We start from the raw sequence: 24,079 nt of genomic DNA, 5'->3' as shown, positions 1-24,079 counted from the left end.
AACCGACCCGTCAGCAAGGCGGGTTGTGACCCACGGGGGAACGAATGGCCGAGCTGCTGCGGATCGCCATGGACGACGAGGACGGTTCCGCGCGACTGGTCGTGGAGGTCGAGGACGACGAGCCCGGCATGGTCCGCGCCTCCCGCGTCGGCGACCGTATGCGCGAGGCCTCCGTGTCCCTGGAGGAGGCCCTGGCCCCCATCAGACAGGCCGCCGAAGCCACCCTGCGCACCTTCCAGGCGGCCCAGCCCACCACGGTGGAGCTGGAGTTCGGCGTGAAGCTGAACGCGAGCGCGGGCGCGGTGCTGACCAAGGCGGGGGTCGAGGGGCATATCGTCGTCAAGCTGGGCTGGGAGAAGAGGGACCCGTCGGCGTGAGCTTCAAGAGGTGGTCGGTCCGCATCTCCGCCACCGACGGCACGATCTGCGGTGCGGGCGTCCATCTCGGGCAGAACCTGGTCCTCACCTGCGCCCACGTGGTCACCGAAGCTCTGCGCCTGGGCCCTCTCGACGCGCCGGACGGACAGGTACTGGTCGAGTTCCTCGGCACGGCGTCCCCGGCCCCGTTATCGGCCACCGTCGCCGAGGGCGGCTGGTGGCCCGTCGGTGAGCGCCAGGAGGGCGACGCGGCGGTACTGCGCCTGACCGCCGCCGCGCCGACCGACGCGGCACCGGCTCCGCTGAACACGGACTGGCGACGCGGTGACACGGTCTGGGCCTACGGCTACCCCAGACACCGTGACCTCGCCGCCGGCGTGCACGCCTCCGCCACTGTGATCGGCGAGACGATGACCACGGGCTGGGTCCAGCTCAACGACCGCCACGGCAGCGGTGTCGAGATCCAGCAGGGCTTCAGCGGCGGCGGGGTCTGCGACGCGGATGGCAGCAAGGTGTACGGCATCGTCGTCCTGGCGTTACCGGCCGAGCGGATGTCCTGGGTGCTGCCGGTCGGACTCGTCGCGGAGCGGCTGCCGCTGGTGCGGGAGGCACTGACGGCCGCCGCGATTCCCCAGCAGCGGAGTGCCGAGTCGGAGTGGGACGGTCTCGGCACCTCCTACGAGTTGCCCGCCGACATCCGGGACTTCACCGGCCGCGCCCGCGAGATCGCCGAACTGATCGAGCAGATCAGAGAGAACACGGTGGGCCCGGCGATCCACTCCATCGCCGGCATGGGCGGACTCGGCAAGACGAAGCTGGCCGTCCACCTCGCCCACAAGCTCGCGCCGGACTACCCGGACGGGCAGCTGTTGCTGGACCTGGAGGCCCACAAGGCGGGCGCCGAGCACCGCCCGCTGTCGACCGAACACGCCCTCCTGGCGGTACTGCAGGCCACCTTGGGCAAGCCGCAGAACCTCAACGACACCGCACGCCTTGGCCGGATGTGGCGCGACGTCATGCGCCGCCGTCGCCTGATCGTCGTCCTGGACAACGCCGACTCGTACCGGCAGATCACCGAACTCCTCCCCGAACACCCCGGCTCCCTGGTCCTGGTCACCAGTCGTCGCAGACTGGACGAGCTGGGTGTGGAGGGGGCGGTGCCGTTGGCGCTGGAGGAGTTCGACGAGGAGACGTCCGTACGGCTGTTCACGGCCATTGTCGGCGAGCCGCGGGCCGCCACGGATCCGGAGGCGGTGCGGGACATCGTCCGGCTGTGCGGCTTTCTGCCGCTGGCGATCCGGGTCAAGGCGTCACTGGCGGCCGGGCGGCAGCGACGTTACCCGCTCGCCCGGATCCGGGACGAGATGGCCAAGGAGACGGACCGGCTGAAGGGCCTGCGCGCCGGGCATCTGTCCATCCACGCCGCGTTCAGCACGTCGTACGGTTATCTGGGTGACCGTGAGCGGGAGTTGTTCCGTCGGCTGGGGCTCCATCCGCCGGGGAGTGTGAGCATGCGGGCCGCGGCGGCGCTGGTGGACGACCCGGTGGCGGCCGAGGACGCGATCGACGTCCTGGTCACGGAGAGCCTGGTCGGCGACGAGGGCGGGCGGCTGCACATGCACGACCTGCTGCGGGAGTTCGCACGGGAGCGGCTGGCCGCCGACGAGCGGGGGTGGGAACGGCATCGGGAGGTGGCGGGGCGGCTGCTGGACTTCTACCTGGCAGTGGCGCTGGCGGCGCAGCGCACGCTGATTCCGGCCCGGCCGGTCGCCGACAGTCCCGACCGCGAGCATGCCCACCTCCCCGACGTCTCCGACCGGAAGGCAGCGCTGGCCTGGTTCCGGGCCGAGCGGGAGAACCTGCTGCGCTGTGCCGACCTCGCCGAGGAATTCGGGCAGACCTCGTATCAATGGCGCATTCCCCGGGCCATCGGCCACTTCCTGTCCCTGGCATCCGAGACGGACGTGGCCATCAAGGCGTACGAGACGGGGCTGACGGCCGCGCGTGGGCGGGACCCGAGAGCCGTGGCGGATCTGAACGCACTGCTGGGTGAGGCCTACCGGGTGGCGGGACAGCAGGATGCGGCGCGCGAGGCGCTGCGGGCGGCCCACGACCACTACGCGGGAGCGGGTGACAGGACCGCGGCGGCGGACATGCTCACCCGGAGCGGCTACGTCCGGGAGAACCTCGGTGACCGAGCCGGTGCCGTGGCCGACTGCGAGCGGGCGTTGTCCGAATTCACCTCGCTGGAGGACGAGTTCGGGATGGCCGAGGCCAATTACACGCTGGGGATGATCTGGCGGTTGCGCGGCGAGTACGCTCGCGCCCTGCCGAATCTGATCACTGCCGGGTCGCTGTTCCAAGAACTGGACTACTCCCTGGGAGAGGCGCGTTGCCTCAACCTGACCGGGGTCGTCCTTCGCCTCCAGGACAGCTCGTACGAAGACGCCCTTCCCTTGCTGAGCCTCGCCGAGGAGCTCTTCGAGGCGGCCGGCGACATCCGCGGTCTCGCCCACGCGATCAACAACCGCGCGTCGGTACTGGGACTCCTGGGCCACGTCGACGACGCCGTGGCCATCCACAGACGTGCACTCGAACTCCTGCACCGCACTCGCAGCTTCGCCTACCCGGATGCGCTGCTCGTCGGCGCCGACCTACGGAGCAGACAGGGCGACCACGAGTCGGCGGAGCAGCAGCTGCGGGAGGCACTCGCGTACTACGAGCCCGCGCAGGCCCGGTTCGGCCAGGCCCGGGCGCACCTGCTGCTGTCGGGGGCCCTGCTGGGTCGGGGTCGTGCTGAGGAGGCCCTCGTCCAGGCCCGCGAGGCACTGAGGCTCTACGGCGAGCTGGCGAGCGAGAAGGGCGCGAAGCAGGCCAGGGCGGCCGAGGCCGAGTGCCTCGCCGTCCTGACGGCGGACGCCATCTAGCGGAGGGTGTCCAAGCTCAGGGTGTCTGGCGCAGGGCATCCACAAGCCTGGCCAGCGACCGCACGGTCGACCGCACCTCGAGCAGATACTTGGTGGCGCTGAACTGCTGCGCGGCCATCCCCGCCAGCACTCCCGGCTCGTTCCCGACGGTGTCCACCTCCACCCCGTACGGCAGCTTGAGCATCCGCACGGCGGCGGCGTGCTGTGCCGGCACATAGATGGCCGTGGTCACCAGCAGCAGCCGCTCCCCGGGCTGCAGCGCGGCGATCTGCTTGGCGAAGAAGGCGTAGCTGTCCGGTGTGTCCGCACGCCGCCGCTCCGGCTCGCTGGACGGCGCGGCCACGACCTGGACAGGCATCCCGTCGGGCGTCCGGTACCGGCGCACGCCCCAGGTTCCGCCGGGCAGGTCGGACTCCTCACCCTCCACGGACTCCGGCGCACCGAGCCCGAAGGCACGACGCGTCCCGAAGTCCATCGCCTCGTACTCCTCTTCGAGTTCGGGTGCCCCCGCCTGGGCGGCAAGCTCGAACTCGTCGCCCACGAAGGGACGGTGGCCACCGAGGGCGGTGACCGAGCCGGCACTCACCCGTCCGGTCTGCAGCAGATGAGCGGCGTACGCGGTGCGCACCAGGCAGGCGCGGATGAGGCCGCCGAGCATGAGGACGTGGTCGTAGCGGTCGTAGCGGAGCCGGGTGCCGCCGTGCATGCCGAGCGCCTCAGCCGCCGCCAGCACCAGTTCCTCCTGGTCCAAGCTCATCGGCAGCTCGTCGGCCAGGTTGCGCTCCCGGCCACGGCGGGTGTCCCACCGGTCGGTGAACGCGTCGAGCCGCGCCAGGCGCTCGGCGACATCGCCCTTCTCGGCGGCCAGATCGCGGGCCAGTTCATGATCCTGCTCGGTGCTGGAGAATGCCTCGACCAGGGCGTGCACCGGCGCGGAGGCCAGCCAGCCGTCGATGTCCCCGGCCGGATCAAGCCCCGTTCCGACAAGGGGTACTTGGTCGAAGTGCGCGCCCATGAAGATCCGTCTCCGTATGGATAGACAACCTCTCGCCGCCCAGTGTTCCACGGGCCGGAGGGCGGCCCGGCACTGGCGGCACCGGCCCGGCACGCACGCGTGTCGGGCACGACATATCCTCACTGCATGTACTTCACCGACCGAGGCATCGAAGAACTGGAGAAGCGGCGCGGCGAGGAGGAGATCACCTTCGAGTGGCTGGCCGAGCAGCTGCGCACCTTCGTCGACCTGAACCCCGACTTCGAGGTACCGGTGGAGCGCCTGGCGACGTGGCTGGCCCGGCTGGACGACGAGGACGACGACGTCTAGGCGACGCGCAGGGGGTCGGGCGGCCCTCTGGGCGTGAGGGGTCCGTTCTCGCAGGACATCCCCGGCGGATGCCTTCGCCTCGACGCGGGGCGCCCTTCGTACGGCCTCCCGAGCGGGCACCTGTGGCGGAGCCGGGGCATGCGGCAGTACCGCCGGCGGACAGCGACGCCGCCGGCATCGGAGAGCCCTCAGCCCAGTGGCCGCACCACCGCCGGGGCCCTCCTCCAGCAGCGCTCCCGCCGAACCATCACCGTGCGGACCTCGCCCGACGACCGTGGACGCGCCTCCTCCCTGCGGCCGGACCGGCGTCACCCTCCTCGATCGAGCCGCCGACGAGGCGCCCCGCGCGGACCCCGCACGACTGCCGCAAACCCCAACCCGGCCCCCACCCGGCCAGCGTCACCCTCCCCGATCCATCCGCCGACAAGCCACCCCGCGCGAGCCCCGCACCACCGCCGCAAACCCCAACCCGGCCCGGCGACCCAGACCACCGCCACCCACCTCGATTCAGCCACCGCCGAGACCAAGCCAACCCACCCCATCCCGAACCTCCCACCACCACCGCAGCCCCCTCCAGCCCCCACCCGGCCAGCGTCACCCTCCCCGATCCACCGGCCGACAAGGCACCCCCGCACGGACCCCGCACCACCGCCGCAACCCCACGGCAGGCACCGCACCACCGCCTCGCCCCCAGCCCAGCCGCCGCCCCCTCGCTCACCCCTAGCCCCTCAGCCCAGCCACCCCCAACCTCCCCAGCCCCGTCAGTCCAGCGGCCGCACCGCCTCGTACGCCAGCCCAAGCACGCCGTGGGCCAACAGCACCGTGCCCGCCGCGAGCCAGCCGCCGCTGTGCCGGCGCAGGCCCCAGGCCGCGAGGGGCAGGCCGGTCGCGATCTGGGTCAGGGCGAGGGCGCGGGCCTTGGGGCCGCCGGCCCAGGGGAGCCACGGGCCGAGGCGGCCGCCCTCGACGGCGTCGAGTTCCGCGCGGAAGGCTTCTCGCCAGCCCCACCACTCGATGAGGCGGATGTGCGGCTGGGCGCGGGCGGCCGCGTCGAGGCTGTCGGCGCTTTCGCCGGGCGCGAGGCCGTCGGGCAGGGACAGTCCCGCGCGCGTGAGGACGGCGACCAGGCCACGCATGCGTGCCCGCGCGTCGATCTCGGGGTCGGGGCGCGTCAGCGCGTCGAGGGACTGCACGTCCAGGACCGGATCGAGACCGAGCCGGCCCGCGAAGGTGCGCATGGCCTCGTCCTCGCCGACCGGGGTGCCGTTGGCGAGCCAGACGTAACCGACGGGGCGGCGGAAGCCCGAGGCGAGGGTGTATCCCGCGCGGTCGGTGTCCCACCACAGGGCGAGGACGGGCCAGGGCGCGCCGACGGCGAGGGCGGTGGCCCAGCCGGTCAGGACGCGGTCGATCGGCTCGCCGCCCTCCAGCCAGGGCCGCCCCTCGGGCACGAGCACGCTCCACTCCCCGCCGGCCGGCGCGAGCAGCATGTCCTCGCGCAGCAGCCGGGCGACGGGGCCGACGGACTCGGGGTCCGCACGGCAGAGCAGCAGGGCGCCCGGGGCGGGACGGGCCTGGCGGGCGGCGCTGGACTCTTCCGTCGGCATGCCAACACGCTAGGCCGATTCATCCACTTCGCGTGACTTGTGATCACCAGAACGAGTGCCTTGACTTTCCCCGTCCGCGATATATCGTGTTTAGCAGGAGACGCGATATGGCGTGTCATCGCTCATTGTTCAGGTCCGCCCCGGCCCACGCGGCCGTGTCCGGTCGCCCAGGAGGTCCGCACCATGTCCGAGTGGTCCGTAGCAGAGCCCAGGAAGCTCACCTTCGACGAGCCGGTGAGCGAGCTCCATGTGCGCATCGTCAACGGAACGGTGAACGTCGTGGGCACGGACGAAGGTTCCGCCCGCCTGCAGGTCTCCGAGATCGAGGGACCTCCCCTGGTGGTCACCCAGGAGGGCGGCACCCTGTCGGTGGCGTACGAGGACCTGCCCTGGAAGGGCTTCCTCAAGTGGCTCGACCGCAAGGGCTGGCGCCGCAGCGCGGTGGTCTCCCTCGCGGTGCCGGCGGACACGCGCGTCGAGGTGGGGGTGGTCGGCGCCGGGGCAGTGGTCTCCGGGATCCAGGGTCCGTCGGTGGTCAAGGGCGTCACCGGGGACACCACACTCGTCGCCCTGTCCGGCCCGGTCCGCGCCGACACGGTCTCCGGAAACCTGGAGGCCCAGGCCGTCACCGGCGACCTCCGCTTCAACTCCGTCTCCGGCGACCTCACGGTCGTGGAGGGCTCGGGTTCCTCCGTGAAGGCCGACTCGGTCAGCGGCTCCATGATCGTCGACCTCGACCCGGACGGCCCGACCGACGTCCGGCTGACCAGCGTCTCCGGCGAGATCGCCATCCGCCTGCCGGCCCCGGCGGACGCGGACGTGGAGGCCAACACCGCGAGCGGCACGATCTCCAACGCCTTCGAGGGCCTCCGGGTCCACGGCCAGTGGGGCGCCCACAAGATCACCGGCCGCCTGGGCGCCGGGACCGGCAAGCTCCGGGCGACGACGGTCTCCGGCTCGATCGCGCTGCTGCGCCGTCCACCGCGGGAGGAGGAGCCGTGGGAGGCGGAGGCCTGGGAGGACCCCGAGCCCACGACGGACACGGTCCCGATGGCGGACCGGGCTCCCACGACGGACAAGGCTCCGCCGGCAGACACGGCCCCGACGGCGGCCCCGCTGAGCGACACACACCACGACCCGGGGGACAATTCCGTCTCCGGCCAGGGCGAGGAACCGACCGACGTCCCACCCCACGCCCCGGCCGACGGCACGACCGACAAGAAGGTGCTCTGACATGCCCCCCGTCTTCGCCCACGGCCGCCTCCGCCTGTACCTGCTGAAGCTGCTGGACGAGGCCCCGCGCCACGGCTACGAGGTGATCCGCCTCCTCGAAGAGCGCTTCCAGGGGCTGTACGCACCGTCGGCCGGCACCGTCTACCCCCGCCTCGCCAAGCTGGAGGCCGAGGGCCTGGTCACCCACACCACCGAGGGCGGCCGCAAGGTGTACGCCATCACCGACGCCGGCCGCGCCGAACTGGCCGACCGCAGCGGCGAGCTGGCCGACCTGGAGCTGGAGATCAGGGAGTCGGTCGCCGAACTCGCCGCCGAGATCCGGGCCGATGTGCGCGGCGCGGCGGGCGACCTGCGCCGCGAGATGCGGGCAGCCGCGACCGAGGCCCGCACGGGCACCTCCGCGAAGACGGACAGCCCCTTCGGCGACTTCTCCGACTACACCGACAAGGAGGCGTGGCGCGCCGCCAAGGACGAGATGCGCCGCGCCAAGCAGGAGTGGAAGGAACAGGCCCGACGCGCCAAGGACGAGAGCCGCCGCGCCCGCGAGGAGGCCCAGCGTGCCCGACGTCAGGCCAAGGAGGCCCAGGACCACGCCCGCGCCCAGGCCCAGGAGGAGGTCCAGCGCATCGCCCGCCGGGTCCAGGAACACGTACAGGACCACTTCGCGCGCGGCGACTGGCCAACGGGCGTACGGGAGGGCCTGACCGAACTGGCCAAGGAGTTCGGCGACTTCGGTAAGGACTACAGCAAGGAATTCGGCCGGGACTTCGGCTTCGGCCGCCCCGGCGCTTCCAAGTCGGCACAGCAGCCCGCCGACTACTCCGACACCCCCGAGGACTTCCCCGCCGAGTACGAACCCACCTGGGCCCACGAGTCACCCACCGACGACCCGGCACGCGACCTCGACCGCCTGCTCGACCGCTTCCGTGACGACATCCGAGACGCGGCAAGGGACCACGGCGTGACACCGGACCAACTCCGCGACGCCCGCCGCCACTTGTCGACAGCGGCAGCACACATCGGAGCACTACTGCGCACACCGAAGCCCTGACGCCACACCCCTGGGCAGCACGGCGTCCACTTCAGCGGCACCGCACTGCCCAGGCAGGCCGGCCCGGGAGCCCTCGCAGCCACGCCCAGCGGCACAACAGGCGGGCCTCCCCGACCCCTTCCTCCTCCCTCTCCTCACCCAGCCTTGGCCTCCCCCTCTCCCTCTCCCCCCAGCACCCGGATCGCAGCCTCATACGTCACGCCGTGATCGGCGAGGACCTCGGCGGGCACGCCGGGGCGGCTGGTCAGGGCCAGGAGGATGTGCTCGTCTCCGATGTGCCGGTCCCGGCGCGCGACGGCGATACGCAGCGACCGCTCCAGCACGTCCTTGGCCTCCCGGCTGAAGGAGCGGCGCCCCGACCACCACCCCGTGTCCTTCCGGTCCCCGGACATCGCCCCGACACCATGGACCTCCTCGACCCGGGCGACGATCTCCCCCACGTCGATCCCCAACCCGGCCAGCGCCTCTGCTTCAGCCTGCGAAAGCCCACCCCGCCGCCGAGCCTCCCCCAATGCCAGCCGCGCGGACTCCAACCACTCCCCACCGCCGAGCGCCGCAAGCGCGAACGAGGCCCGGCTTCCCTCCCGATCGAACAGGGCGAGCAGCATGTGCTCGGCGCCGACGGTCTGCGCCCCTCCCCTCTCGGCGTGCTCAACGGCCCCCGTGACCACGGCACGGGCATCCTTCGTGAACCGCTCGAACATCAACGCCTCCCGTACTTCTTGTGCACGGCCTGCCTGCTGACCCCGAGTTCCGCGGCGATCTCCTGCCACGACCACCCCTGATTGCGCGCACTGCGCACCTGCACGGCCTCGAGCTGCTCCAGCAGCCGGCGCAGCGCGGCGACGGCCCGTAGCCCGACCCGAGGATCACGATCGCCCGCGCGCGCGGCAAGATCTGTTGCTTCGGTCATGGCGTCAACGTAAGTTGACACACCTCGACTCGTCAACCCCAGTTGACAGACTGGCCGATAAAAACGGCGGGCCCGAGGCAACGCCCCGAACCCGCCGCAAGCCGCAGGTGCCGTCGTCGTACTCCGAACTTCGGACTATTCGTTGGTGAGCACGATCTTTCCGAACTGCTCCCCCGACTCCATCCGCTCGAAGCCCTCACGGGCCCGGTCCATGGGAAGCACCTCATCGATCACTGGACGCACACCGGTGGCGGCACAGAAGGAGAGCAGATCCTCCAGCTCGTCCTTGGACCCCATCGTGGACCCGACGATCTTCAACTCCAGGAAGAAGATCCGGGTGAGCTCGGCATGCGAGGGCCGGTCACCACTGGTCGCACCCGTAATGACAAGCGTGCCCCCGGGCTTCAGCGACTTGACCGAGTGCGACCACGTGGCGGCGCCCACGGTCTCGATCACGGCATCGACCCGCTGCGGCAGCCGAGCCCCCGATTCCACGGCCTCCACGGCCCCCAGCTCCAGGGCCCGCTTGCGCTTGGCCTCATCGCGGCTGGTGGCGAAGACACGTAGCCCCGCGGCCTTCCCGAGCACGATGGCAGCGGTGGCGACGCCACCCCCGGCCCCCTGCACGAGCACGGAGTCTCCCGGCCGTACCCCCGCGTTGGTGAACAGCATCCGATACGCGGTCAGCCAGGCGGTCGGCAGACAGGCGGCCTCGACGAACGAGAGCTCCTTGGGCTTCGGCAGGACGTTCCAGGTCGGCACGGCGACCTGTTCCGCGAACGTCCCCTGATACCGCTCGGTGAGAATGGAACGAGGCTCCTTGGGGCCCACCCCGTGCCCGCTCTGTCCGATCACGGAGTGCAGGACGACCTCGTTGCCGTCCTCATCGATCCCGGCGGCATCACAGCCGAGGATCATCGGCAGCCGGTCCTCGGGCAGGCCCACCCCCCGCAGTGACCAGAGGTCGTGATGGTTGAGGGAAGCGGCCTTGACGTTGACGGCACTCCAGCCGGGACGGACCTCGGGGGCCGGCTGCTCCCCCAACTCCAATCCGGAGAGCGGCTGGTCGCGGTCGATTCGGGCGGCGTAGACAGCGAACATGACCTTGACGATAGGCTCCGCCGCCGACCGACGGAACCGCGACTCCCTGTGAGACACACCCTCTTGCCAAGGCACACGGGCCGGCGCAGGCCTGGTCGCGAACCCCTGCCCACCCGAACGGCCCCGGCCCCGGGGCAGACGAATGGCCCCGCCCGGACGGGCGGGGCCATTCACGCAACGGCACATCAGCGCCGCGCAACACCTTCCGCCCGCGCCGCAGCGGCGACGGCCGCCGTAACGGCCGGAGCGACCCGCTCGTCGAACGGCGACGGGATGACGTAGTCCGCGGCCAGGTCGTCCCCGACGACCGACGCCAGCGCCTCGGCCGCCGCGATCTTCATGCCCTCGGTGATCCGGGAGGCCCGAACCTGAAGCGCTCCGGCGAAGATCCCCGGGAACGCGAGCACATTGTTGATCTGGTTCGGGAAGTCCGACCGCCCGGTGGCGACGACCGCCGCGTACTTGTGCGCGACATCGGGGTGCACCTCGGGATTCGGGTTGGCCATGGCGAAGACGAACGCGCCCTCGGCCATGGAGGCGACGGCCTCCTCCGGCACCGTGCCACCGGAAACCCCGATGAACACGTCCGCACCCTCCAGCGCCGCCTCCAGCGACCCGGTGATCCCGGCCTTGTTCGTGAACCCGGCCAGCTCCCGCTTGACCGACGTCAGGTCATCCCGGTCGGCGGAGACCACACCCTTGCGGTCCGCCACGGCGACGTCCCCGATCCCGGCCTCGACCAGCATCTTCGCGATGGCGACACCGGCCGCGCCGGCCCCCGAGATGACGGCCCGCAGATCCCCGAGCCCCTTCCCGGTCAGCCGCGCAGCGTTCCGCAGCGCAGCCAGCGTCACGACAGCCGTACCGTGCTGGTCGTCATGGAAGATCGGGATGTCCAGCCGCTCCTGCAGCTTCCGCTCGATCTCGAAGCACCGAGGCGCCGAGATGTCCTCCAGGTTCACACCACCGAAGGACGGCGCGAGGCGGACCACGGTCTCGACGATCTCGTCGACGCCCGTGCAGTCGAGCGCGATCGGCACCGCGTCGACACCACCGAACTGCTTGAAAAGAATCGCCTTCCCCTCCATCACCGGAAGGGAGGCCTCAGGCCCGATGTCCCCGAGCCCCAGCACAGCCGTGCCGTCGGTCACGACGGCCACGACGGACGACTTCCACGTGTAGTCGTGCACGAGCTCCGGCTGCTCGGCAATCGCGCTGCACACCTTCGCGACGCCGGGCGTGTACGCCAGGGACAGGTCGTCCTTGTCACGGACCGGCACGGTGGCCTGCACAGCCATCTTGCCGCCACGATGCAGCGCGAAGGCCGGATCGAAGGAATCGAGGGGTTCGACCCCACCGTCCTGATCGGTATTGCCTCCGCCGCGAGGATTGACGATCTCCGCTGCCACTTTGTCTGACCCCTTAAGTGTTCATGGTTTGAGGGTGGAACCACTCCTGGTGAGAAGTGGGCGGGACCGCGTATGGCCCTGCTCGTTGATACGTACGACGTACGACGTACGGACCCATACGCGACGGCGCGCCGCACACGCGCCACGAGCCCCGGATGAGGGGTGTAAAGAACCTTCTTACCGGACGGACCGCGCCCCGACGAGTCCAATACGTGCAAGATCACATGACGGGAAGGAAAACACCCACAAGGACAACACGAATCGGACACGACCCGACGACGGAACCACTGCGATTCATGGCCAAATAAGCGGACAATAAGTAGACAATCCACACTGGAAACCACGAAAGGCGGCCAACAGCCCGCACACCAGGCCAACGGCCGGCCCGCATCCTGAGATAGGCCGAAGATCTTCCGGCCGGAAGGACAGATTCCCGCAGAAGGTGCGGTCAGGATGTACCGACCTGAGGCGGTTCGGGGGTAACCCGTTATCCGATTTTGACATCGCGAGCGCCCTGAATGCCTCAGTCCGAATGGCAAGATGCCGTAATCACACGAGGTCGCGACACTCGAAGGCGTGTGCTCTCGTCGGCCTATGAAACCAAGGCACCTGCCGAGTCCCGGCGGGGGCCCGCCCCATCGGCAACTCCACCCATCCGCCGGAGGAACCCACCATGACCGCAAGCACCACCCGTCGTACGACCGCCAAGCGCTCCCGGCTGGCAGCGGTCGCCTCGATCGCGGTCGCAGGCGCCCTGATTCTCACCGGTTGCGGTGACCAGACGAATGACGGCGGCAGCGAGGACACCAACGACACCGGCAACGCCAACAGCGCACCGCTCTTCTCCAAGCTGCCCAAGAAGATCCAGGACGCCGGCGTCATCAAGGCGGGCACGAACGCCGAGTACGCCCCGATGGAGTTCCAGGAGGGCGGCAAGATCGTCGGCGTCGACCCCGACATCGCCGCGGCCCTGGGCGAGAAGCTGGGTGTGAAGGTCCAGTTCACCTCCGGCTCCTTCGACGGCCTGATCACGGCCCTGAACTCCGGCCGCTACGACATCGCCATGTCCTCCATCACGGACACCCCGCAGCGCCAGGAGGGCCTGGACGACAAGGGCAAGAAGCTCGGCCCGGGTGTCGACTTCGTCGACTACTTCACGGCCGGCACCGCCGTGTACGTCCAGAAGGGCAACCCGAAGAAGATCAACTCGATCGAGGACCTCTGCGGGCAGACGGCGGCCGTGCAGCGCGGTACGACGTACGAGAAGGCGCTGCAGACCCAGTCCAAGGCCTGCACGGACGACGGCAAGAAGAAGATCAACATCGAGTCGTTCGAGAACGACACCGAGGCCCAGACCCGCGTGAAGTCGGGCGGCGCCGTCGCCGGCGTCAACGACTACCCGGTGGCGGTGGACCTGGCCCGCAAGTCCGGTGGCGGCAACGACTTCGAGGTCGTCGGCGAGCAGGTCGACGCCGGTCCGTTCGGCATCGCGGTGAACAAGGACAACAAGGAGCTCACCGCTGCCCTCGAAGAGGCCGTCAACGCGATCATCGAGGACGGCACGTACGAGGAGATCCTCAAGAAGTGGGGCGCCGAGTCCGGCGCGATCGACAAGGCCGCGATCAACGGCGGCAAGTGACCGTCCCGGGCAAGACTGAAGGGCAGTCACAGTGACTGACAAGTTCGACAAGGAGCCGGCCGACGCCAAGCCGTCGGCCGCCGTCTCCAAGGAGGGCGGGGCCCTCCCGCCCGAGGCGATCAAGGCCATCCCGGTCAGGCACTACGGCCGCTGGGTCAGCGCCGTCGTCGTGCTGGCCCTGGTGGGCCTGCTCGTCAACGCGTTCGCCAGCGCCGAGAAGATCCAGTGGAGCGCCGTCGGCGACTACATCTTCGACCCCACGGTTCTCGCCGGTGCCGGCCGCACGCTGCTGATCAGCGTCCTCGCGATGGTCATGGGCGTGGTCCTCGGCGTGATCCTGGCCGTGATGCGCCTGTCCAAGAACCCGGTGACGAGCTGGGTCGCCTGGGTCTACATCTGGTTCTTCCGCGGTACGCCGGTCTATGTCCAGCTGCTGCTGTGGTTCAACCTGGCGCTGATCTTCCCCATGCTGGATCTCGGTCCGATCTACAAGGACGAGATGGTCGACGTCATGACCCCGTTCATGGCCGCCCTGCTGGGTCTGGGCCTGAACGAGGCGGCGTACATGGCGGAGATCTGCCGCGCCGGTCTGATGGCCGTCGACGAGGGCCAGACCGAGGCTTCGCACGCGCTCGGCATGAGCCACGCGAAGACGCTGCGCCGCATCGTGATCCCGCAGGCGATGCGGGTGATCGTGCCGCCGACCGGCAACGAGTTCATCAACATGTTGAAGACGTCGTCGCTGGTGTACGCGGTGACGTACAACGAACTGCTGCGCGCCACCTCCACGATCGGCTCCACCTCGTACGCCGTGATGGAGATGCTGTTCGTGGCCTGCATCTGGTACCTGGTCATGACCAGCGTGTTCAGCGTCTTCCAGTACTACCTGGAGCGCCACTACGCCCGTGGCTCGCTGCGGAGCCTGCCGCCGACCCCATGGCAGCGGATCAAGGTCAACCTGATGGCCTTCAGCAGCGAAAGGGGCGTGTGAGATGACCGCCATGGTGAAGGCCGAGGGCGTCCACAAGTCCTTCGGTCCGGTACAGGTCCTCAAGGGCATCGACCTGGAGGTGAAGACCGGCGAGGTGTTCTGCCTCATCGGCCCGTCCGGCTCCGGCAAGTCGACGTTCCTGCGGTGCATCAACCACCTTGAGAAGATCAACGCCGGTCGGCTGTACGTCGAGGGTGAGCTGGTCGGCTACCGCCAGAAGGGCGACAAGCTGTACGAGCTCAAGGACAGCGAGGTCGCGCGGCAGCGGCGGGACATCGGCATGGTGTTCCAGCGGTTCAACCTGTTCCCGCACATGACGGCGCAGGAGAACGTCATGGAGGCGCCCATTCAGGTCAAGGGCGTCGGCAGGAACGCGGCCAAGGAGCGCGCCCGGGAACTGCTCGACCGCGTCGGCCTGGCCGACAAGGCCGGGAACTACCCCTCGCAGCTGTCCGGCGGCCAGCAGCAGCGCGTCGCCATCGCCCGGGCGCTCGCGATGGACCCGAAGCTGATGCTGTTCGACGAGCCGACCTCGGCCCTCGACCCGGAGCTGGTCGGTGACGTCCTCGACGTCATGCGCGACCTCGCCGAGTCCGGCATGACGATGGTCGTCGTCACCCACGAGATGGGCTTCGCCCGCGAGGTCGGCGACAGCCTGGTCTTCATGGACGGCGGCGTGGTCGTCGAGTCCGGCGACCCGCGCGAGGTGCTGACCAACCCGCAGCACGAGCGGACGCAGGCATTCCTGTCCAAGGTGCTCTGACGGTCGACTCGCAGGTGAGGGGCGGTACGGGATTCCCGTACCGCCCCTCCCTCATGCCGTGGGTCCGGCGCTACTTGAGAGCCAGCAGCAGCGTGTCCGAGGGCGAGCACCACACCGGCCGGGCCTCCCCGAAACCCCTCTCGCGCAGAACGCGCGCGTGCCACTCGACGGGCGGCATGTCGCCCTCGGCGTGCTCGCCGTAGATCTCGAAGCGGCGGGCCGTGGGTTCGGCGAGGACCGGGTCCTTCGCCGCCAGCTGCCACCACTCGGCCCAGTCCAGGGCGCCGTTCGCCTTGGCCTGATCCATACGGGCGTGGCGCTGCGCGCGCTCCGCGGCGTTGATGCGGGGCGTCGAGTCGTCGATCATGTGGTCCGCGTTCATGAAGACACCGCCGTCGCGGACCAGCTCCGCGACCTGACCGTAGAGGGCCGCGAGGGGTTCACGGTGCAGCCAGTGCAGGGCCGTAGCGGTCAGGACGGCGTCGTACGAGTCGTACGGCAGGCTCGCCGCCCAGTCCGGGTCCTTGAGGTCGGCAGTGACCAGGGAGACCCGCTCGTCGGCCGCGAAGGTGCCCTCGGCGATGGCGAGGAGCGCCGGGTCGAGGTCGACGCCGGTGCTGGTGGCCTCCGGGAACCGCGCGAGGAGCCGGGCCGTGATGGTTCCCGTGCCGCACGCGAGATCGAGCACGCGCGGGGCAGGGCCGACGAGGGCCTCGACCATGTCGAGCATGAGCCGGAAACGCTCCTCGCGGTCGGGCATGTACCACTCCTGTTGCCGGTCCCAGCTCTCCTGCCAGGCGGCCCAGTCGGCGCCGGTCGTGGTGATGTCCGTGTCCGTCATCGAACCCTCCATCGCGCATGTCACGTAATACCCTGGAAGCACGATCAGTTGTTACCCGACCGCACCACGACGATAGAACGCCTCCGTAAGGACTACAAGTGGAACTGGCCTATTACTCGGACTATGCCGTACGACTCGTCAACAGCGAGGACCCGGCCCGGGGCAAGGACTCACTGACCTCGGTCGAGGCCGTCCGCGACCTGTTCGGCGGCAACCAGTCGGCGGCCCGCCGCGCCACCGACGCCGACGTCACGCGGTTCCGCGCGGTCCGGGCACGGCTGCGCTCGGTGTTCGCGGCGGCGGACGCCGGCGACGAGACCCTGGCCGTGGACCTGCTGAACTCCCTGCTTCTGGAGTTCCCGGTGAGTCCGCAGATCTCCGGCCACGACTTCCGCGACGACGACGGCCGCCCTCTGTGGCACATGCATCTCGCGGACCACCCGTCGAACGCGACCTCGGGCTTCGCGGCCATCGCGTCGATGGGCCTGGCGTTCCACCTGACGGAGTACGGCGTGGACCGGCTGGGCCTGTGCGAGGCGGCCCCGTGCCGCAACGCCTATCTGGACACCTCCACCAACCGCTCCCGGCGCTACTGCTCGGACCGCTGCGCGACCCGCGCCAACGTGGCCGCCTACCGCGCCCGCAAGCGCCTGGAGGCCGACCGGTCGGCGAGCACGGGCCGTACGGCCGACAGTGCCCAGCGCGCCAGCGCGAACGGGGACCGCTGATCCGCCTTGCGCGGCCGGTACCGCAGACGCACCTTGCCCAGAATCAGCTCGTCCGGCACGACTCCGTAGTCGGTGCTGTCGCCACCGGCGTACGCGTTGTCCCCGAGCACCCACCAGCCGCCCTCGCGGCGCTCCGCGGCCCGCTTGACGACCAGCAGGTCCTGCTGGAAGGGATGACGCAGGACGACGACGTCACCGGGCCTGATCCGGCCCCGGTGCGAAACGACGAGCAGGTCGCCGTTGTACAGCGTGGGCACCATCGACGGCCCGGTCACCTCGGCCCACCCGAAGGGCTGTGCCGCCCGTCCACGCTCGGTCTCCTGCGACAACTCCGGCATCCCCGGCACCTCCCCGGTACGGTCCTCCACCAGTCTCAGTCTGACCCTGGACTTTTGTCCTAAGCCCATGGGGGCACTCGCGAAATCCCGTCTTGCAGGGAGTAATGTCCCACCTGAGAAGACGATCACGAGGAAGGAATGCTCCATGCTTTCCCGCCTGTTTGCCCCCAAGGTCAAGGTCAGCGCGCACTGTGACCTGCCCTGCGGCGTGTACGACCCGGCCCAGGCCCGCATCGAGGCGGAGTCGGTGAAGGCCGTCCAGGAGAAGATGGCCGCCAACGACGACCCGCACTTCCAGGCGCGTGCCACGGTCATCAAGGAGCAGCGCGCCGAGCTCGCCAAGCACCACGTCTCGGTGCTCTGGAGCGACTACTTCAAGCCCCCGCACTTCGAGAAGTACCCGGAGCTGCACCAGCTGGTCAACGACGCCCTGAAGGCCCTCTCGGCCGCCAAGGGCTCGACCGACCCGGCGACGGGTCAGAAGGCTCTGGACTACATCGCCCAGATCGACAAGATCTTCTGGGAGACGAAGAAGGCCTGACTCAAGGTTCTTTCGTCACTCTCCCGACCTGAAGGGGCCCGACCGGTTCGCCGGGCGGGCCCCTTCGGCGTGGGCGGATCCGTCGCCGGACCCCTCGTAGCCCCCCGCTACGAGCTCACTGCGCAGTGCACGAGGCCGAGAGCTGGTCGAGACCGGCCGTGGCCCGGCCGGCGAGGTCCCTGAGGGGCTCACCGCTCAGTCGGCAGATCCGCCACTCGTCCAGGAACTCCACGCCGAGGGACTTGTAGAAGTCGATCGTCGGCTCGTTCCAGGCAAGGACCCACCATTCGAAGCGCTCGTAGCCTCTCTCTTCACAGATCGCGGCGAGAGAGGCGAGCAGAGCCCTGCCGTGTCCACCGCCACGGGCGGACTCACGCACGTAGAGATCCTCCAGGTGCATGCCGCGCGTGCCGGTCCACGTCGAGAAACGCGGGAACCACAGGGCGAAGCCGACGGCCTCACCCGTCTCGTCGTCCTCGGCGATCAGCGTGAAGGCGGCGGGATGCTCTCCGAACAGCGCCTCGCGAAGCTGCTCCTCGGTCGCCCGAACCTGCTCAACAGCCCGTTCGTACGCGGCGAGTTCATGGATCATCGCGCGGATCGTCGCGACGTCGTTCACGGTGGCGGCACGGATCATGCCGGAGATCATCGGTCACCGTACCGACCGCGTCCATCCAATTCCGCGCCCTCTGGGCGGGCTTGAGTCTCCCGCAGGGGGAGAGTGGAGGCTGGGTGCATGGACAGCGGCACCGTCTACTCGATCGGTGACTGGCCCGGCGTACCGGGCCGCCGGTCAAGACCATCAGGTTCCACTCCGACCGCGGCATCGTCGTACCGGCCGAGCGCACCCTCGCCGGCCATCGCCGCTATGGCCCGGACGCCGTTGCCCGGCCGGCCCTGGTGCGGACCCTGCGCGAACTGGGACTCGGCCTCGACGCGATCCGGAAGGTCGTGGACCGGGAACCGACGCTCGGCGAAGTCACCGAGCAGCACGCCGGCGCGCTGGAGGCACAGATCCGCATCCTGCGCCTTCCTCGACGCCGTATTCACGCACCTCGACGGTGGCAGGTGGCGCCCCGGGGCCCAGCGCTCCATGACGCCCCGGCTGCCCGATGACCCGGCTGAAGAACAGCTGGAGGCATGGGTGGAGTTGGCGGAGCGGCGTCACAACGCTCGCCACGGACTGCGCGCACACGCTCGGCCGGCCCGACGACAGCGAACTGCGTCGACGGATGCTGCAGCGTCTGACGGCCGCGAACGATCCGCGCCGGGACCGGTACTTCCACCTGCTCGCCCTGATCAACGGCCGGCCGGCTCCGGAACCCTCTGGCACCGGCGCTCGGCCGGTCCGTCGCGGCCCGTCGCCTGCGAAACGGCTCGCTGACGAGGTCATCCGAGTTCCCGTGGCCCGTACAGCGCCCTCTCGGTTTCGGTGGCAAGGGCCCAGTAGCGGTCGCCGTAGGACCAGTGCCACCACTCGGTGGGGTAGTTCACCAGGCCCGCAGCGCTCAGCGCGGCACCGAGCACCCGCCGGTTGGCCCGCGCTTCGGGGCCGATGGTGTCGGCGTCGGTGTAACAGGCGCCGTCGCTGTCCTCGGGGCTGGCGTTCACGCGTGTCCCCATGTCGACTTCCCGGCCGTCGGCGGAGATCAGAGTGAGGTCGACGGCGGCGCCGGCGCTGTGCGGCGCGATCTCCGGTGGTGACACGTACCGGCTCGCGGCATCGCGGATCCGGCTCGGCGACCAGTCCGGGTGGGCGGCCACCAGTCCGTCGGCGTACTGCTCAAAGTAGCGGCGCTGCAGCGAGGGCGGCCGGTAGCCCTCGACGAACAGCAGACGTATGCCGTCCGGGAGGAGCTTCTGGGCCATGAGAAGACGGGCCAGAACCCCTTCTCGCAGATACGCGAACGCCCCTGCTCGGTCCGCCTTGCGAGGGTCGACGGCAAGGGGTTCGTGGAGCCGGACGTCCACGAGGGGTTCACCGCAGTCGATCACCGGGATTGCCGCGATCCTGGGATCCGACATCAGCACGATCTCATCCATGCCCCGATCATGGCCGACCACCCTGGCCGACGGTTGCCCAAGGTTCCGTGAATTCGCGGTGATTGTGTTCACGCGGTAAACGGTGGCCGGACATCGTTCACGTCCCGTAGGTTCTGGAACGTCCACCCGGAGGTCGAACACCCTGGCGGGTGGGCCCACGGGGAAGGTCAGCAGCACTCGGCTCCCGTCCCGGCCCCTGCGGCCGAGGCGTTGTCCGGGGTGCGCTGCGACAGCGGGCGAGTGGAGATCACATCATCCGGCGGTCTGTCTCCCGCCGGACGGAATGTCGATCCCCTGGGAGATACCCCTGTACCGCCCGCGCCTCTGGCCGATCCCCCTGCTGTGGACCCTCGCCCTGGGGCTGTGGGGGCTGTCCCGGCAGGACAGTGTGTGGCGGGACGAGGCCGCGACCTGGCAGGTGGCCAGCCGGCCCGTCGGCGACATCTGGCACATGCTGGGCAACGTCGACTCCGTGCACGGTCTCTACTACCTGCTGATGCATGGGCTCTTCGAATGGTTCGGGGCGGGCACCACGACCCTGCGGCTCCCCTCCGTGCTGGCCACGGCGGTGGCGGCGGCCTGTGTGACGGCCATCGGCCACCGGCTGGCCGGGGCCTGGGCGGGCCTGGCGGCAGGGCTGGCGTTCGGGCTTCTTCCGGCCGTGCAGTTCTATCTCCAGGAGGGCCGCCCCTACGCGCTGATCGCGGCCGGCGCCGGGATCTCGACCCTGCTGCTGGTGGCCGTCCTCGAAGGGCGCGGCCGAGCGGTGCACTGGATCGCGTACGGCGGCACGCTCGCGGTGTGCGGGCTGCTGAACTGGCTGTCGTTGCTGATCCTGCCCGCACACCTGGCGACCCTGCTGTGGACACGGGCCCGGCGCGGGACCTGGCTGCGCTGGGCGACGGCCGCGACGGTCGCCGTTGCCGCGGTGCTGCCGCTGATTTTGTTCAGCCGACGCCAGTCCGCCCAGGTCTCCTGGATACCGCCGCTGACCTGGCACATGCTGATCGGGCCCGCCGTCCTGCTCGCGATCGGCGGGCTCGGGGCCCTGCTGGACCGGCCGCGCGCGGGGCGGCTCTCGGTGGCGCCCGTCGCGCTGCCCCTGCTGGCCGTCCCGCAACTCGCCCTCATCGGGCTCTCCCTGGTCAAGCCGCTCTTCCTGGACCGCTACGTGCTGTTCAGCATGCTGGGACTGGCCCTGCTGATCGGCTCGGCACTCGGCACGGCCGTACGGGCGGCCCGGCCGCGGTTCCCGAGAGCGGCGCCGTGGCTCGTCCCGGTCGTGCTCACCGTGGCGGTCGTCGCGCTGTTGCCGCAGTCGCTGGCCAAGCGGTCCCCGGAGAGCCGCGTGGACGACGTCCTGGCGGTGGCCGCGGACGTACGGCGGCTGAAGCAGAGCGGGGACGCCGTGGTCTACATACCGGCGGCCCGGCGCGACTCCGCGCTCGTCTCCCCCGCCGATTTCGCCGGACTGCGGGACCTCGCGCTCGCGGAAGACCCCGTGGCGTCGGGGACGTTGAAGGGCGAGGAGGCCGGTCCGGAGCGGATACGGGCCGCGATGCTGGCGCAGCGGCGGATACTGCTGGTCACCGACGCATCCGAGGTGGCGCGGCCCCTGGCGGGGAAGCGGGACCGCGCCAAGACCGCGGTGCTGAAGAAGCACTTCAAAGTGGTGGCGGACGTGCAGGTCCGCGGGCGGCGGGTGACGGTGTACGAGCGACGCTGAGGGGCCTGGCCGGCGCGACGCCGGGCCGGACCCCTTCAACCGTCCGTTCCCGCCGCGGTCAGTGGAGCTGCGGCACGATCAGGTAGATCCCGTACACCACCACCGCCGCGCAGGCGACGAAGCACAGTCCGGCCTGCGCGAGGCTCGGCGCGGACGTGCCGCCGCCCTCCTCGCGTGCCCCCTCGTGGCGGGCCAGGCCCAGCACGCCGAGGGCGAAGACGCCGACCACGGCCACGGTGACGGCGAGGCTCACCGCGGCGACCTGGCCGAGCGCGGTCCAGTCGAGGCTCATGATGTGAACTCCCTTGTCTCGGACGATCGCTGTCTCAGGCGATCGGTGTCTCAGGCGGCCGCGCCGACCTTGGGCGCCTCCGGGTTGCGGACGGTGACCTCGTGGGTGTCGTTGACGTTGTGTGCGGACACCGGGTTGCGGCGGGAGATCAACACGATCCCGGCGGCCACGGCCGCACCCACCAGCGCGACCACGGCCGTACCGATGTTGCCGCCGTGCTTGACCACGCCCGCCGAGACGCCGCCGACCAGTGCGGCGGCGGGCAGGGTGACCAGCCAGGCCACGACCATGCGCCCGGCGACGCCCCAGCGGACCTCCGCCAGCCGCCGGCCCAGACCCGCGCCGAGAATGCTGCCCGAGGCGACCTGCGTGGTGGACAGGGCGAAGCCCAGGTGGGCCGAGGTGAGGATCACCGTCGTGGAGGCCGTCTCGGCGGCGAAGCCCTGCGGGGACTGAATCTCCGTCAGGCCCTTGCCCATCGTGCGGATGATCCGCCAGCCACCGAGGTAGGTGCCGAGGCCGATGGCCAGACCGGCCGACGCGATCACCCAGAGCGGCGGGCCCGCGTCATGGCCCAGGGCGCCCGCAGAGATCAGGGTCAGCGTGATCACGCCCATCGTCTTCTGCGCGTCATTGGTGCCGTGGGCCAGGGAGACGAGCGAGGCCGAGGCGATCTGGCCGACGCGGAAGCCCTTGGTGACGGACTGCTTACGGGCGCGAGCAGTGAGCTTGTACGCCAGGTACGTGGCCAGCAGCGCCGCGATCCCCGCCACGAGCGGCGAGGCGACGGCGGGGATCAGTACCTTCTCGACAACCTTGTCGAAGTGCACGCCGTGCGACCCCGCACCCACCCAGACGGCCCCGATCAGTCCGCCGAACAGCGCGTGCGACGAACTGGACGGCAGTCCGACCAGCCAGGTGAGGAGATTCCACAGAATCGCCCCGACCAGGCCGGCGAAGATCATGCCCGGGCTGACGAGGGTGTCGTCCACAATGCCGCCGGAGATCGTCTTGGCGACCTCGGTGGACAGGAAGGCACCTACGACGTTCAGGACACCGCTGATGAGCACGGCCGTCCTTGGTTTGAGCGCCCCCGTGGCGATGGACGTGGCCATCGCGTTCGCCGTGTCGTGGAATCCGTTGGTGAAGTCGAAGGCGAGGGCCGTCACGATGACGACCGCTACCAGGAACGTGATGTGGTCCATTCCCCCATGCAAACAAGCGCGGGCCAATTCACGGAGAACCGATGGCAAAGCGTGTCCCAGGAGCCGGCGCGCGGTTGGTAAGGGTCCCGCAAAGCCCGCGCGGTGAAGCCTGAGTGCGCTCGAGTGCGCCGTACGGCCGCCGCGGGCCGTGGCCGCGCCGGCGGATCTACGATCGCCCCATGAGCATCCGCTGGACCTACGCCTTCGTCGACCGCCCCGTCGCGTCCTTCACCCGGGCGCACACCTTCTGGACCGCGGTGACGGACACCCGGCTGTCCGAATTCCGGGGCGAGCAGGGGGAGTTCGTGACCTTGCTGCCGGGCGGCGGGGCGGACCCCTGCGTGAAGGCCCAGGGGGTCGGGTCGGGCGCCGGTGGCGCGCATCTCGACTTTGCCGTGGACGACGTACCGGGATTCGTGAAGTCGGCGCTCGCGCGGGGAGCGGGTGTCGCCGCCGAGCACGAGGGGTGGGCCGTACTGCGCTCGCCCGCCGGGCAGTTGTTCTGTGCCGTGCCGTGGCACGGGGAGTCGGTGCGGCCGCCGGTGGTGCACGGCAGCCGGCTCGACCAGGTCTGCGCGGACGTACCGCCGTCACTGTACGAGTCCGAAGTCGCCTTCTGGAGCGCCCTGTTGGAGGGCTGGCAGTCGGTGCCCGGATCCCGCCCCGAGTTCCATGTGCTCAAGCCACCGTCCGGGCTGCCCATCCGCATCCTGCTCCAGCGGCTCGGCGAGGAGCGGCTCGGTACGGAGCCCCGGGCCTCCGCCCACCTTGACCTCGCCTGCGCGGACATCGCGGCGACCCGCGCCCGGCACGAGGAACTGGGCGCGCGCTTCGTCGCCGAGGGGGCGCACTGGACGGTGATGCGCGATCCGGCGGGCGGCACGTACTGCCTGACGGGGCGGGACCCGGAGACGGGTGGACTGACCGGCTCTAGCTGTATTGATCACGAGCGTTGTTAACGCGGCGCGGTCTTGATCGTGGCGAAGGCCCCCGTGTGTGGTGGAGGTGTCGAATCTTCACCGGACGGAGG

At 70.2% G+C, this 24,079-nt stretch carries 25 protein-coding genes; 13 read left to right on the top strand and 12 right to left on the bottom strand.

Translation table 11 applies throughout. The features are described 5' to 3' along the window. Nucleotides 1-44 precede the first annotated feature (44 nt). Nucleotides 45-377, top strand: coding sequence for a CU044_2847 family protein (locus tag ACWGDB_RS25765; RefSeq protein WP_383602801.1), 333 nt, complete (start codon nucleotides 45-47; stop codon nucleotides 375-377). Beyond that, nucleotides 374-3,304, top strand: coding sequence for an NB-ARC domain-containing protein (locus tag ACWGDB_RS25760; RefSeq protein ID WP_453824579.1), 2,931 nt, complete (start codon nucleotides 374-376; stop codon nucleotides 3,302-3,304). The genes ACWGDB_RS25765 and ACWGDB_RS25760 overlap by 4 nt, the downstream gene beginning before the upstream one ends. A gap of 16 nt (nucleotides 3,305-3,320) precedes the next feature. On the opposite strand, the gene ACWGDB_RS25755 is transcribed toward ACWGDB_RS25760, so the two are convergent. Further along, nucleotides 3,321-4,319: a hypothetical protein gene (locus tag ACWGDB_RS25755; RefSeq protein ID WP_453824578.1), complete on the bottom strand. Its 999-nt coding sequence runs from the start codon at nucleotides 4,317-4,319 to the stop codon at nucleotides 3,321-3,323. 126 nt (nucleotides 4,320-4,445) lie between these two features. Between ACWGDB_RS25755 and ACWGDB_RS25750 the strand changes: the two genes are divergently transcribed. Further along, nucleotides 4,446-4,628, top strand: coding sequence for a DUF6104 family protein (locus tag ACWGDB_RS25750; protein WP_003997970.1), 183 nt, complete (start codon nucleotides 4,446-4,448; stop codon nucleotides 4,626-4,628). Nucleotides 4,629-5,389: 761 nt separating this feature from the next. On the opposite strand, the gene ACWGDB_RS25745 is transcribed toward ACWGDB_RS25750, so the two are convergent. Beyond that, entirely contained in the window at nucleotides 5,390-6,235 is an 846-nt protein-coding gene (locus tag ACWGDB_RS25745; RefSeq protein ID WP_453824577.1) for a hypothetical protein, read from the bottom strand. A gap of 183 nt (nucleotides 6,236-6,418) precedes the next feature. On the opposite strand from ACWGDB_RS25745, the gene ACWGDB_RS25740 reads away from it, so the two are divergent. Next, the gene (locus ACWGDB_RS25740) at nucleotides 6,419-7,468 is read left to right on the top strand and encodes a DUF4097 family beta strand repeat-containing protein (RefSeq protein ID WP_453824576.1); all 1,050 of its coding nucleotides are present in this window, start codon (nucleotides 6,419-6,421) and stop codon (nucleotides 7,466-7,468) included. A 1-nt stretch (nucleotide 7,469) separates the two neighbouring features. Further along, the gene (locus ACWGDB_RS25735) at nucleotides 7,470-8,519 is read left to right on the top strand and encodes a helix-turn-helix transcriptional regulator (protein WP_453824575.1); all 1,050 of its coding nucleotides are present in this window, start codon (nucleotides 7,470-7,472) and stop codon (nucleotides 8,517-8,519) included. A gap of 134 nt (nucleotides 8,520-8,653) precedes the next feature. On the opposite strand, the gene ACWGDB_RS25730 is transcribed toward ACWGDB_RS25735, so the two are convergent. From ACWGDB_RS25730 to ACWGDB_RS25715, 4 genes are all read right to left on the bottom strand, one after another. Beyond that, complete coding sequence (locus ACWGDB_RS25730; protein ID WP_453824574.1) at nucleotides 8,654-9,223, bottom strand: Clp protease N-terminal domain-containing protein; 570 nt, start codon at nucleotides 9,221-9,223, stop codon at nucleotides 8,654-8,656. After that, nucleotides 9,223-9,432: a helix-turn-helix domain-containing protein gene (locus tag ACWGDB_RS25725; protein ID WP_039651429.1), complete on the bottom strand. Its 210-nt coding sequence runs from the start codon at nucleotides 9,430-9,432 to the stop codon at nucleotides 9,223-9,225. The genes ACWGDB_RS25730 and ACWGDB_RS25725 overlap by 1 nt, the downstream gene beginning before the upstream one ends. 135 nt (nucleotides 9,433-9,567) lie before the next feature. Next, entirely contained in the window at nucleotides 9,568-10,533 is a 966-nt protein-coding gene (locus tag ACWGDB_RS25720) for a zinc-binding dehydrogenase (RefSeq protein WP_453824573.1), read from the bottom strand. A 185-nt stretch (nucleotides 10,534-10,718) separates the two neighbouring features. Continuing rightward, nucleotides 10,719-11,942: an NAD(P)-dependent malic enzyme gene (locus tag ACWGDB_RS25715; protein ID WP_328423525.1), complete on the bottom strand. Its 1,224-nt coding sequence runs from the start codon at nucleotides 11,940-11,942 to the stop codon at nucleotides 10,719-10,721. Nucleotides 11,943-12,615: 673 nt separating this feature from the next. On the opposite strand from ACWGDB_RS25715, the gene ACWGDB_RS25710 reads away from it, so the two are divergent. The 3 genes from ACWGDB_RS25710 to ACWGDB_RS25700 are packed head-to-tail and all read left to right on the top strand — an operon-like array spanning nucleotide 12,616 to nucleotide 15,335. Further along, on the top strand, nucleotides 12,616-13,581 hold the full coding sequence (locus ACWGDB_RS25710; RefSeq protein ID WP_453824572.1) for an ABC transporter substrate-binding protein: 966 nt from the start codon (nucleotides 12,616-12,618) through the stop codon (nucleotides 13,579-13,581). A gap of 31 nt (nucleotides 13,582-13,612) precedes the next feature. Further along, the gene (locus ACWGDB_RS25705) at nucleotides 13,613-14,572 is read left to right on the top strand and encodes an amino acid ABC transporter permease (protein ID WP_453824571.1); all 960 of its coding nucleotides are present in this window, start codon (nucleotides 13,613-13,615) and stop codon (nucleotides 14,570-14,572) included. Between the two features lies 1 nt (nucleotide 14,573). Next, the gene (locus ACWGDB_RS25700) at nucleotides 14,574-15,335 is read left to right on the top strand and encodes an amino acid ABC transporter ATP-binding protein (RefSeq protein ID WP_453824570.1); all 762 of its coding nucleotides are present in this window, start codon (nucleotides 14,574-14,576) and stop codon (nucleotides 15,333-15,335) included. A 70-nt stretch (nucleotides 15,336-15,405) separates the two neighbouring features. Here the strand turns inward: ACWGDB_RS25700 and ACWGDB_RS25695 are convergent, their stop codons facing one another. Beyond that, on the bottom strand, nucleotides 15,406-16,176 hold the full coding sequence (locus ACWGDB_RS25695) for a class I SAM-dependent methyltransferase (RefSeq protein WP_453824569.1): 771 nt from the start codon (nucleotides 16,174-16,176) through the stop codon (nucleotides 15,406-15,408). A gap of 98 nt (nucleotides 16,177-16,274) precedes the next feature. Between ACWGDB_RS25695 and ACWGDB_RS25690 the strand changes: the two genes are divergently transcribed. After that, nucleotides 16,275-16,904 carry a CGNR zinc finger domain-containing protein gene (locus ACWGDB_RS25690; RefSeq protein ID WP_453824568.1) on the top strand — a complete coding sequence of 210 codons (630 nt, stop codon included), beginning with the start codon at nucleotides 16,275-16,277 and terminating at the stop codon, nucleotides 16,902-16,904. On the opposite strand, the gene sodX is transcribed toward ACWGDB_RS25690, so the two are convergent. Then, nucleotides 16,808-17,242 (bottom strand): nickel-type superoxide dismutase maturation protease, encoded by a 435-nt coding sequence (gene sodX / locus ACWGDB_RS25685; RefSeq protein WP_453824661.1) that lies wholly within the window; start codon nucleotides 17,240-17,242, stop codon nucleotides 16,808-16,810. The two genes, ACWGDB_RS25690 and sodX, sit on opposite strands and share 97 nt — an antisense overlap. A 145-nt stretch (nucleotides 17,243-17,387) precedes the next feature. Here sodX and sodN point away from each other — a divergent pair, with 145 nt between their 5' ends. Beyond that, nucleotides 17,388-17,783, top strand: a complete 396-nt coding sequence (gene sodN, locus ACWGDB_RS25680; protein ID WP_007491258.1) for a superoxide dismutase, Ni — start codon at nucleotides 17,388-17,390, stop codon at nucleotides 17,781-17,783. Between the two features lie 115 nt (nucleotides 17,784-17,898). Here the strand turns inward: sodN and ACWGDB_RS25675 are convergent, their stop codons facing one another. Continuing rightward, on the bottom strand, nucleotides 17,899-18,420 hold the full coding sequence (locus tag ACWGDB_RS25675; RefSeq protein WP_453824567.1) for an N-acetyltransferase family protein: 522 nt from the start codon (nucleotides 18,418-18,420) through the stop codon (nucleotides 17,899-17,901). A gap of 131 nt (nucleotides 18,421-18,551) precedes the next feature. Between ACWGDB_RS25675 and ACWGDB_RS25670 the strand changes: the two genes are divergently transcribed. Next, the gene (locus ACWGDB_RS25670) at nucleotides 18,552-18,899 is read left to right on the top strand and encodes a MerR family transcriptional regulator (RefSeq protein ID WP_453824660.1); all 348 of its coding nucleotides are present in this window, start codon (nucleotides 18,552-18,554) and stop codon (nucleotides 18,897-18,899) included. Nucleotides 18,900-19,172: 273 nt separating this feature from the next. On the opposite strand, the gene ACWGDB_RS25665 is transcribed toward ACWGDB_RS25670, so the two are convergent. Then, nucleotides 19,173-19,826, bottom strand: a complete 654-nt coding sequence (locus tag ACWGDB_RS25665; RefSeq protein ID WP_453824566.1) for a M15 family metallopeptidase — start codon at nucleotides 19,824-19,826, stop codon at nucleotides 19,173-19,175. Nucleotides 19,827-20,109: 283 nt separating this feature from the next. On the opposite strand from ACWGDB_RS25665, the gene ACWGDB_RS25660 reads away from it, so the two are divergent. After that, a complete protein-coding gene (locus ACWGDB_RS25660; protein ID WP_453824565.1) occupies nucleotides 20,110-21,552 on the top strand; it encodes a glycosyltransferase family 39 protein in 1,443 nt (480 codons plus the stop codon). A gap of 58 nt (nucleotides 21,553-21,610) precedes the next feature. Here the strand turns inward: ACWGDB_RS25660 and ACWGDB_RS25655 are convergent, their stop codons facing one another. Both ACWGDB_RS25655 and ACWGDB_RS25650 read right to left on the bottom strand, forming a co-directional pair. Then, nucleotides 21,611-21,844 (bottom strand): hypothetical protein, encoded by a 234-nt coding sequence (locus ACWGDB_RS25655; protein WP_453824564.1) that lies wholly within the window; start codon nucleotides 21,842-21,844, stop codon nucleotides 21,611-21,613. Nucleotides 21,845-21,894: 50 nt separating this feature from the next. Beyond that, entirely contained in the window at nucleotides 21,895-23,049 is a 1,155-nt protein-coding gene (locus ACWGDB_RS25650; RefSeq protein WP_453824563.1) for an anion permease, read from the bottom strand. A gap of 179 nt (nucleotides 23,050-23,228) precedes the next feature. On the opposite strand from ACWGDB_RS25650, the gene ACWGDB_RS25645 reads away from it, so the two are divergent. Continuing rightward, on the top strand, nucleotides 23,229-24,008 hold the full coding sequence (locus ACWGDB_RS25645; RefSeq protein ID WP_453824562.1) for a VOC family protein: 780 nt from the start codon (nucleotides 23,229-23,231) through the stop codon (nucleotides 24,006-24,008). The last annotated feature ends 71 nt before the right edge of the window (nucleotides 24,009-24,079 follow it).

This window comes from Streptomyces sp. NPDC055013, assembly GCF_053608645.1.
This window is presented reverse-complemented; position numbering and strand designations above follow the sequence as displayed.

Excerpts from the sequence above, each read along its gene's own strand:
- ACWGDB_RS25695 (WP_453824569.1), bottom strand. The coding sequence starts at position 16,176 with ATGACGGACACGGACATCACCACGACCGGCGCCGACTGGGCCGCCTGG.
- ACWGDB_RS25655 (WP_453824564.1), bottom strand. The coding sequence starts at position 21,844 with ATGAGCCTCGACTGGACCGCGCTCGGCCAGGTCGCCGCGGTGAGCCTC.
- ACWGDB_RS25660 (WP_453824565.1), top strand. The coding sequence starts at position 20,110 with ATGTCGATCCCCTGGGAGATACCCCTGTACCGCCCGCGCCTCTGGCCG.
- ACWGDB_RS25735 (WP_453824575.1), top strand. The coding sequence starts at position 7,470 with ATGCCCCCCGTCTTCGCCCACGGCCGCCTCCGCCTGTACCTGCTGAAG.
- ACWGDB_RS25755 (WP_453824578.1), bottom strand. The coding sequence starts at position 4,319 with ATGGGCGCGCACTTCGACCAAGTACCCCTTGTCGGAACGGGGCTTGAT.
- ACWGDB_RS25750 (WP_003997970.1), top strand. The coding sequence starts at position 4,446 with ATGTACTTCACCGACCGAGGCATCGAAGAACTGGAGAAGCGGCGCGGC.
- sodX (WP_453824661.1), bottom strand. The coding sequence starts at position 17,242 with ATGCCGGAGTTGTCGCAGGAGACCGAGCGTGGACGGGCGGCACAGCCC.
- ACWGDB_RS25745 (WP_453824577.1), bottom strand. The coding sequence starts at position 6,235 with ATGCCGACGGAAGAGTCCAGCGCCGCCCGCCAGGCCCGTCCCGCCCCG.
- ACWGDB_RS25675 (WP_453824567.1), bottom strand. The coding sequence starts at position 18,420 with ATGATCCGTGCCGCCACCGTGAACGACGTCGCGACGATCCGCGCGATG.
- ACWGDB_RS25665 (WP_453824566.1), bottom strand. The coding sequence starts at position 19,826 with ATGGATGAGATCGTGCTGATGTCGGATCCCAGGATCGCGGCAATCCCG.
- ACWGDB_RS25650 (WP_453824563.1), bottom strand. The coding sequence starts at position 23,049 with ATGGACCACATCACGTTCCTGGTAGCGGTCGTCATCGTGACGGCCCTC.
- ACWGDB_RS25645 (WP_453824562.1), top strand. The coding sequence starts at position 23,229 with ATGAGCATCCGCTGGACCTACGCCTTCGTCGACCGCCCCGTCGCGTCC.
- sodN (WP_007491258.1), top strand. The coding sequence starts at position 17,388 with ATGCTTTCCCGCCTGTTTGCCCCCAAGGTCAAGGTCAGCGCGCACTGT.
- ACWGDB_RS25740 (WP_453824576.1), top strand. The coding sequence starts at position 6,419 with ATGTCCGAGTGGTCCGTAGCAGAGCCCAGGAAGCTCACCTTCGACGAG.
- ACWGDB_RS25765 (WP_383602801.1), top strand. The coding sequence starts at position 45 with ATGGCCGAGCTGCTGCGGATCGCCATGGACGACGAGGACGGTTCCGCG.
- ACWGDB_RS25730 (WP_453824574.1), bottom strand. The coding sequence starts at position 9,223 with ATGTTCGAGCGGTTCACGAAGGATGCCCGTGCCGTGGTCACGGGGGCC.
- ACWGDB_RS25700 (WP_453824570.1), top strand. The coding sequence starts at position 14,574 with ATGACCGCCATGGTGAAGGCCGAGGGCGTCCACAAGTCCTTCGGTCCG.
- ACWGDB_RS25720 (WP_453824573.1), bottom strand. The coding sequence starts at position 10,533 with ATGTTCGCTGTCTACGCCGCCCGAATCGACCGCGACCAGCCGCTCTCC.
- ACWGDB_RS25725 (WP_039651429.1), bottom strand. The coding sequence starts at position 9,432 with ATGACCGAAGCAACAGATCTTGCCGCGCGCGCGGGCGATCGTGATCCT.
- ACWGDB_RS25710 (WP_453824572.1), top strand. The coding sequence starts at position 12,616 with ATGACCGCAAGCACCACCCGTCGTACGACCGCCAAGCGCTCCCGGCTG.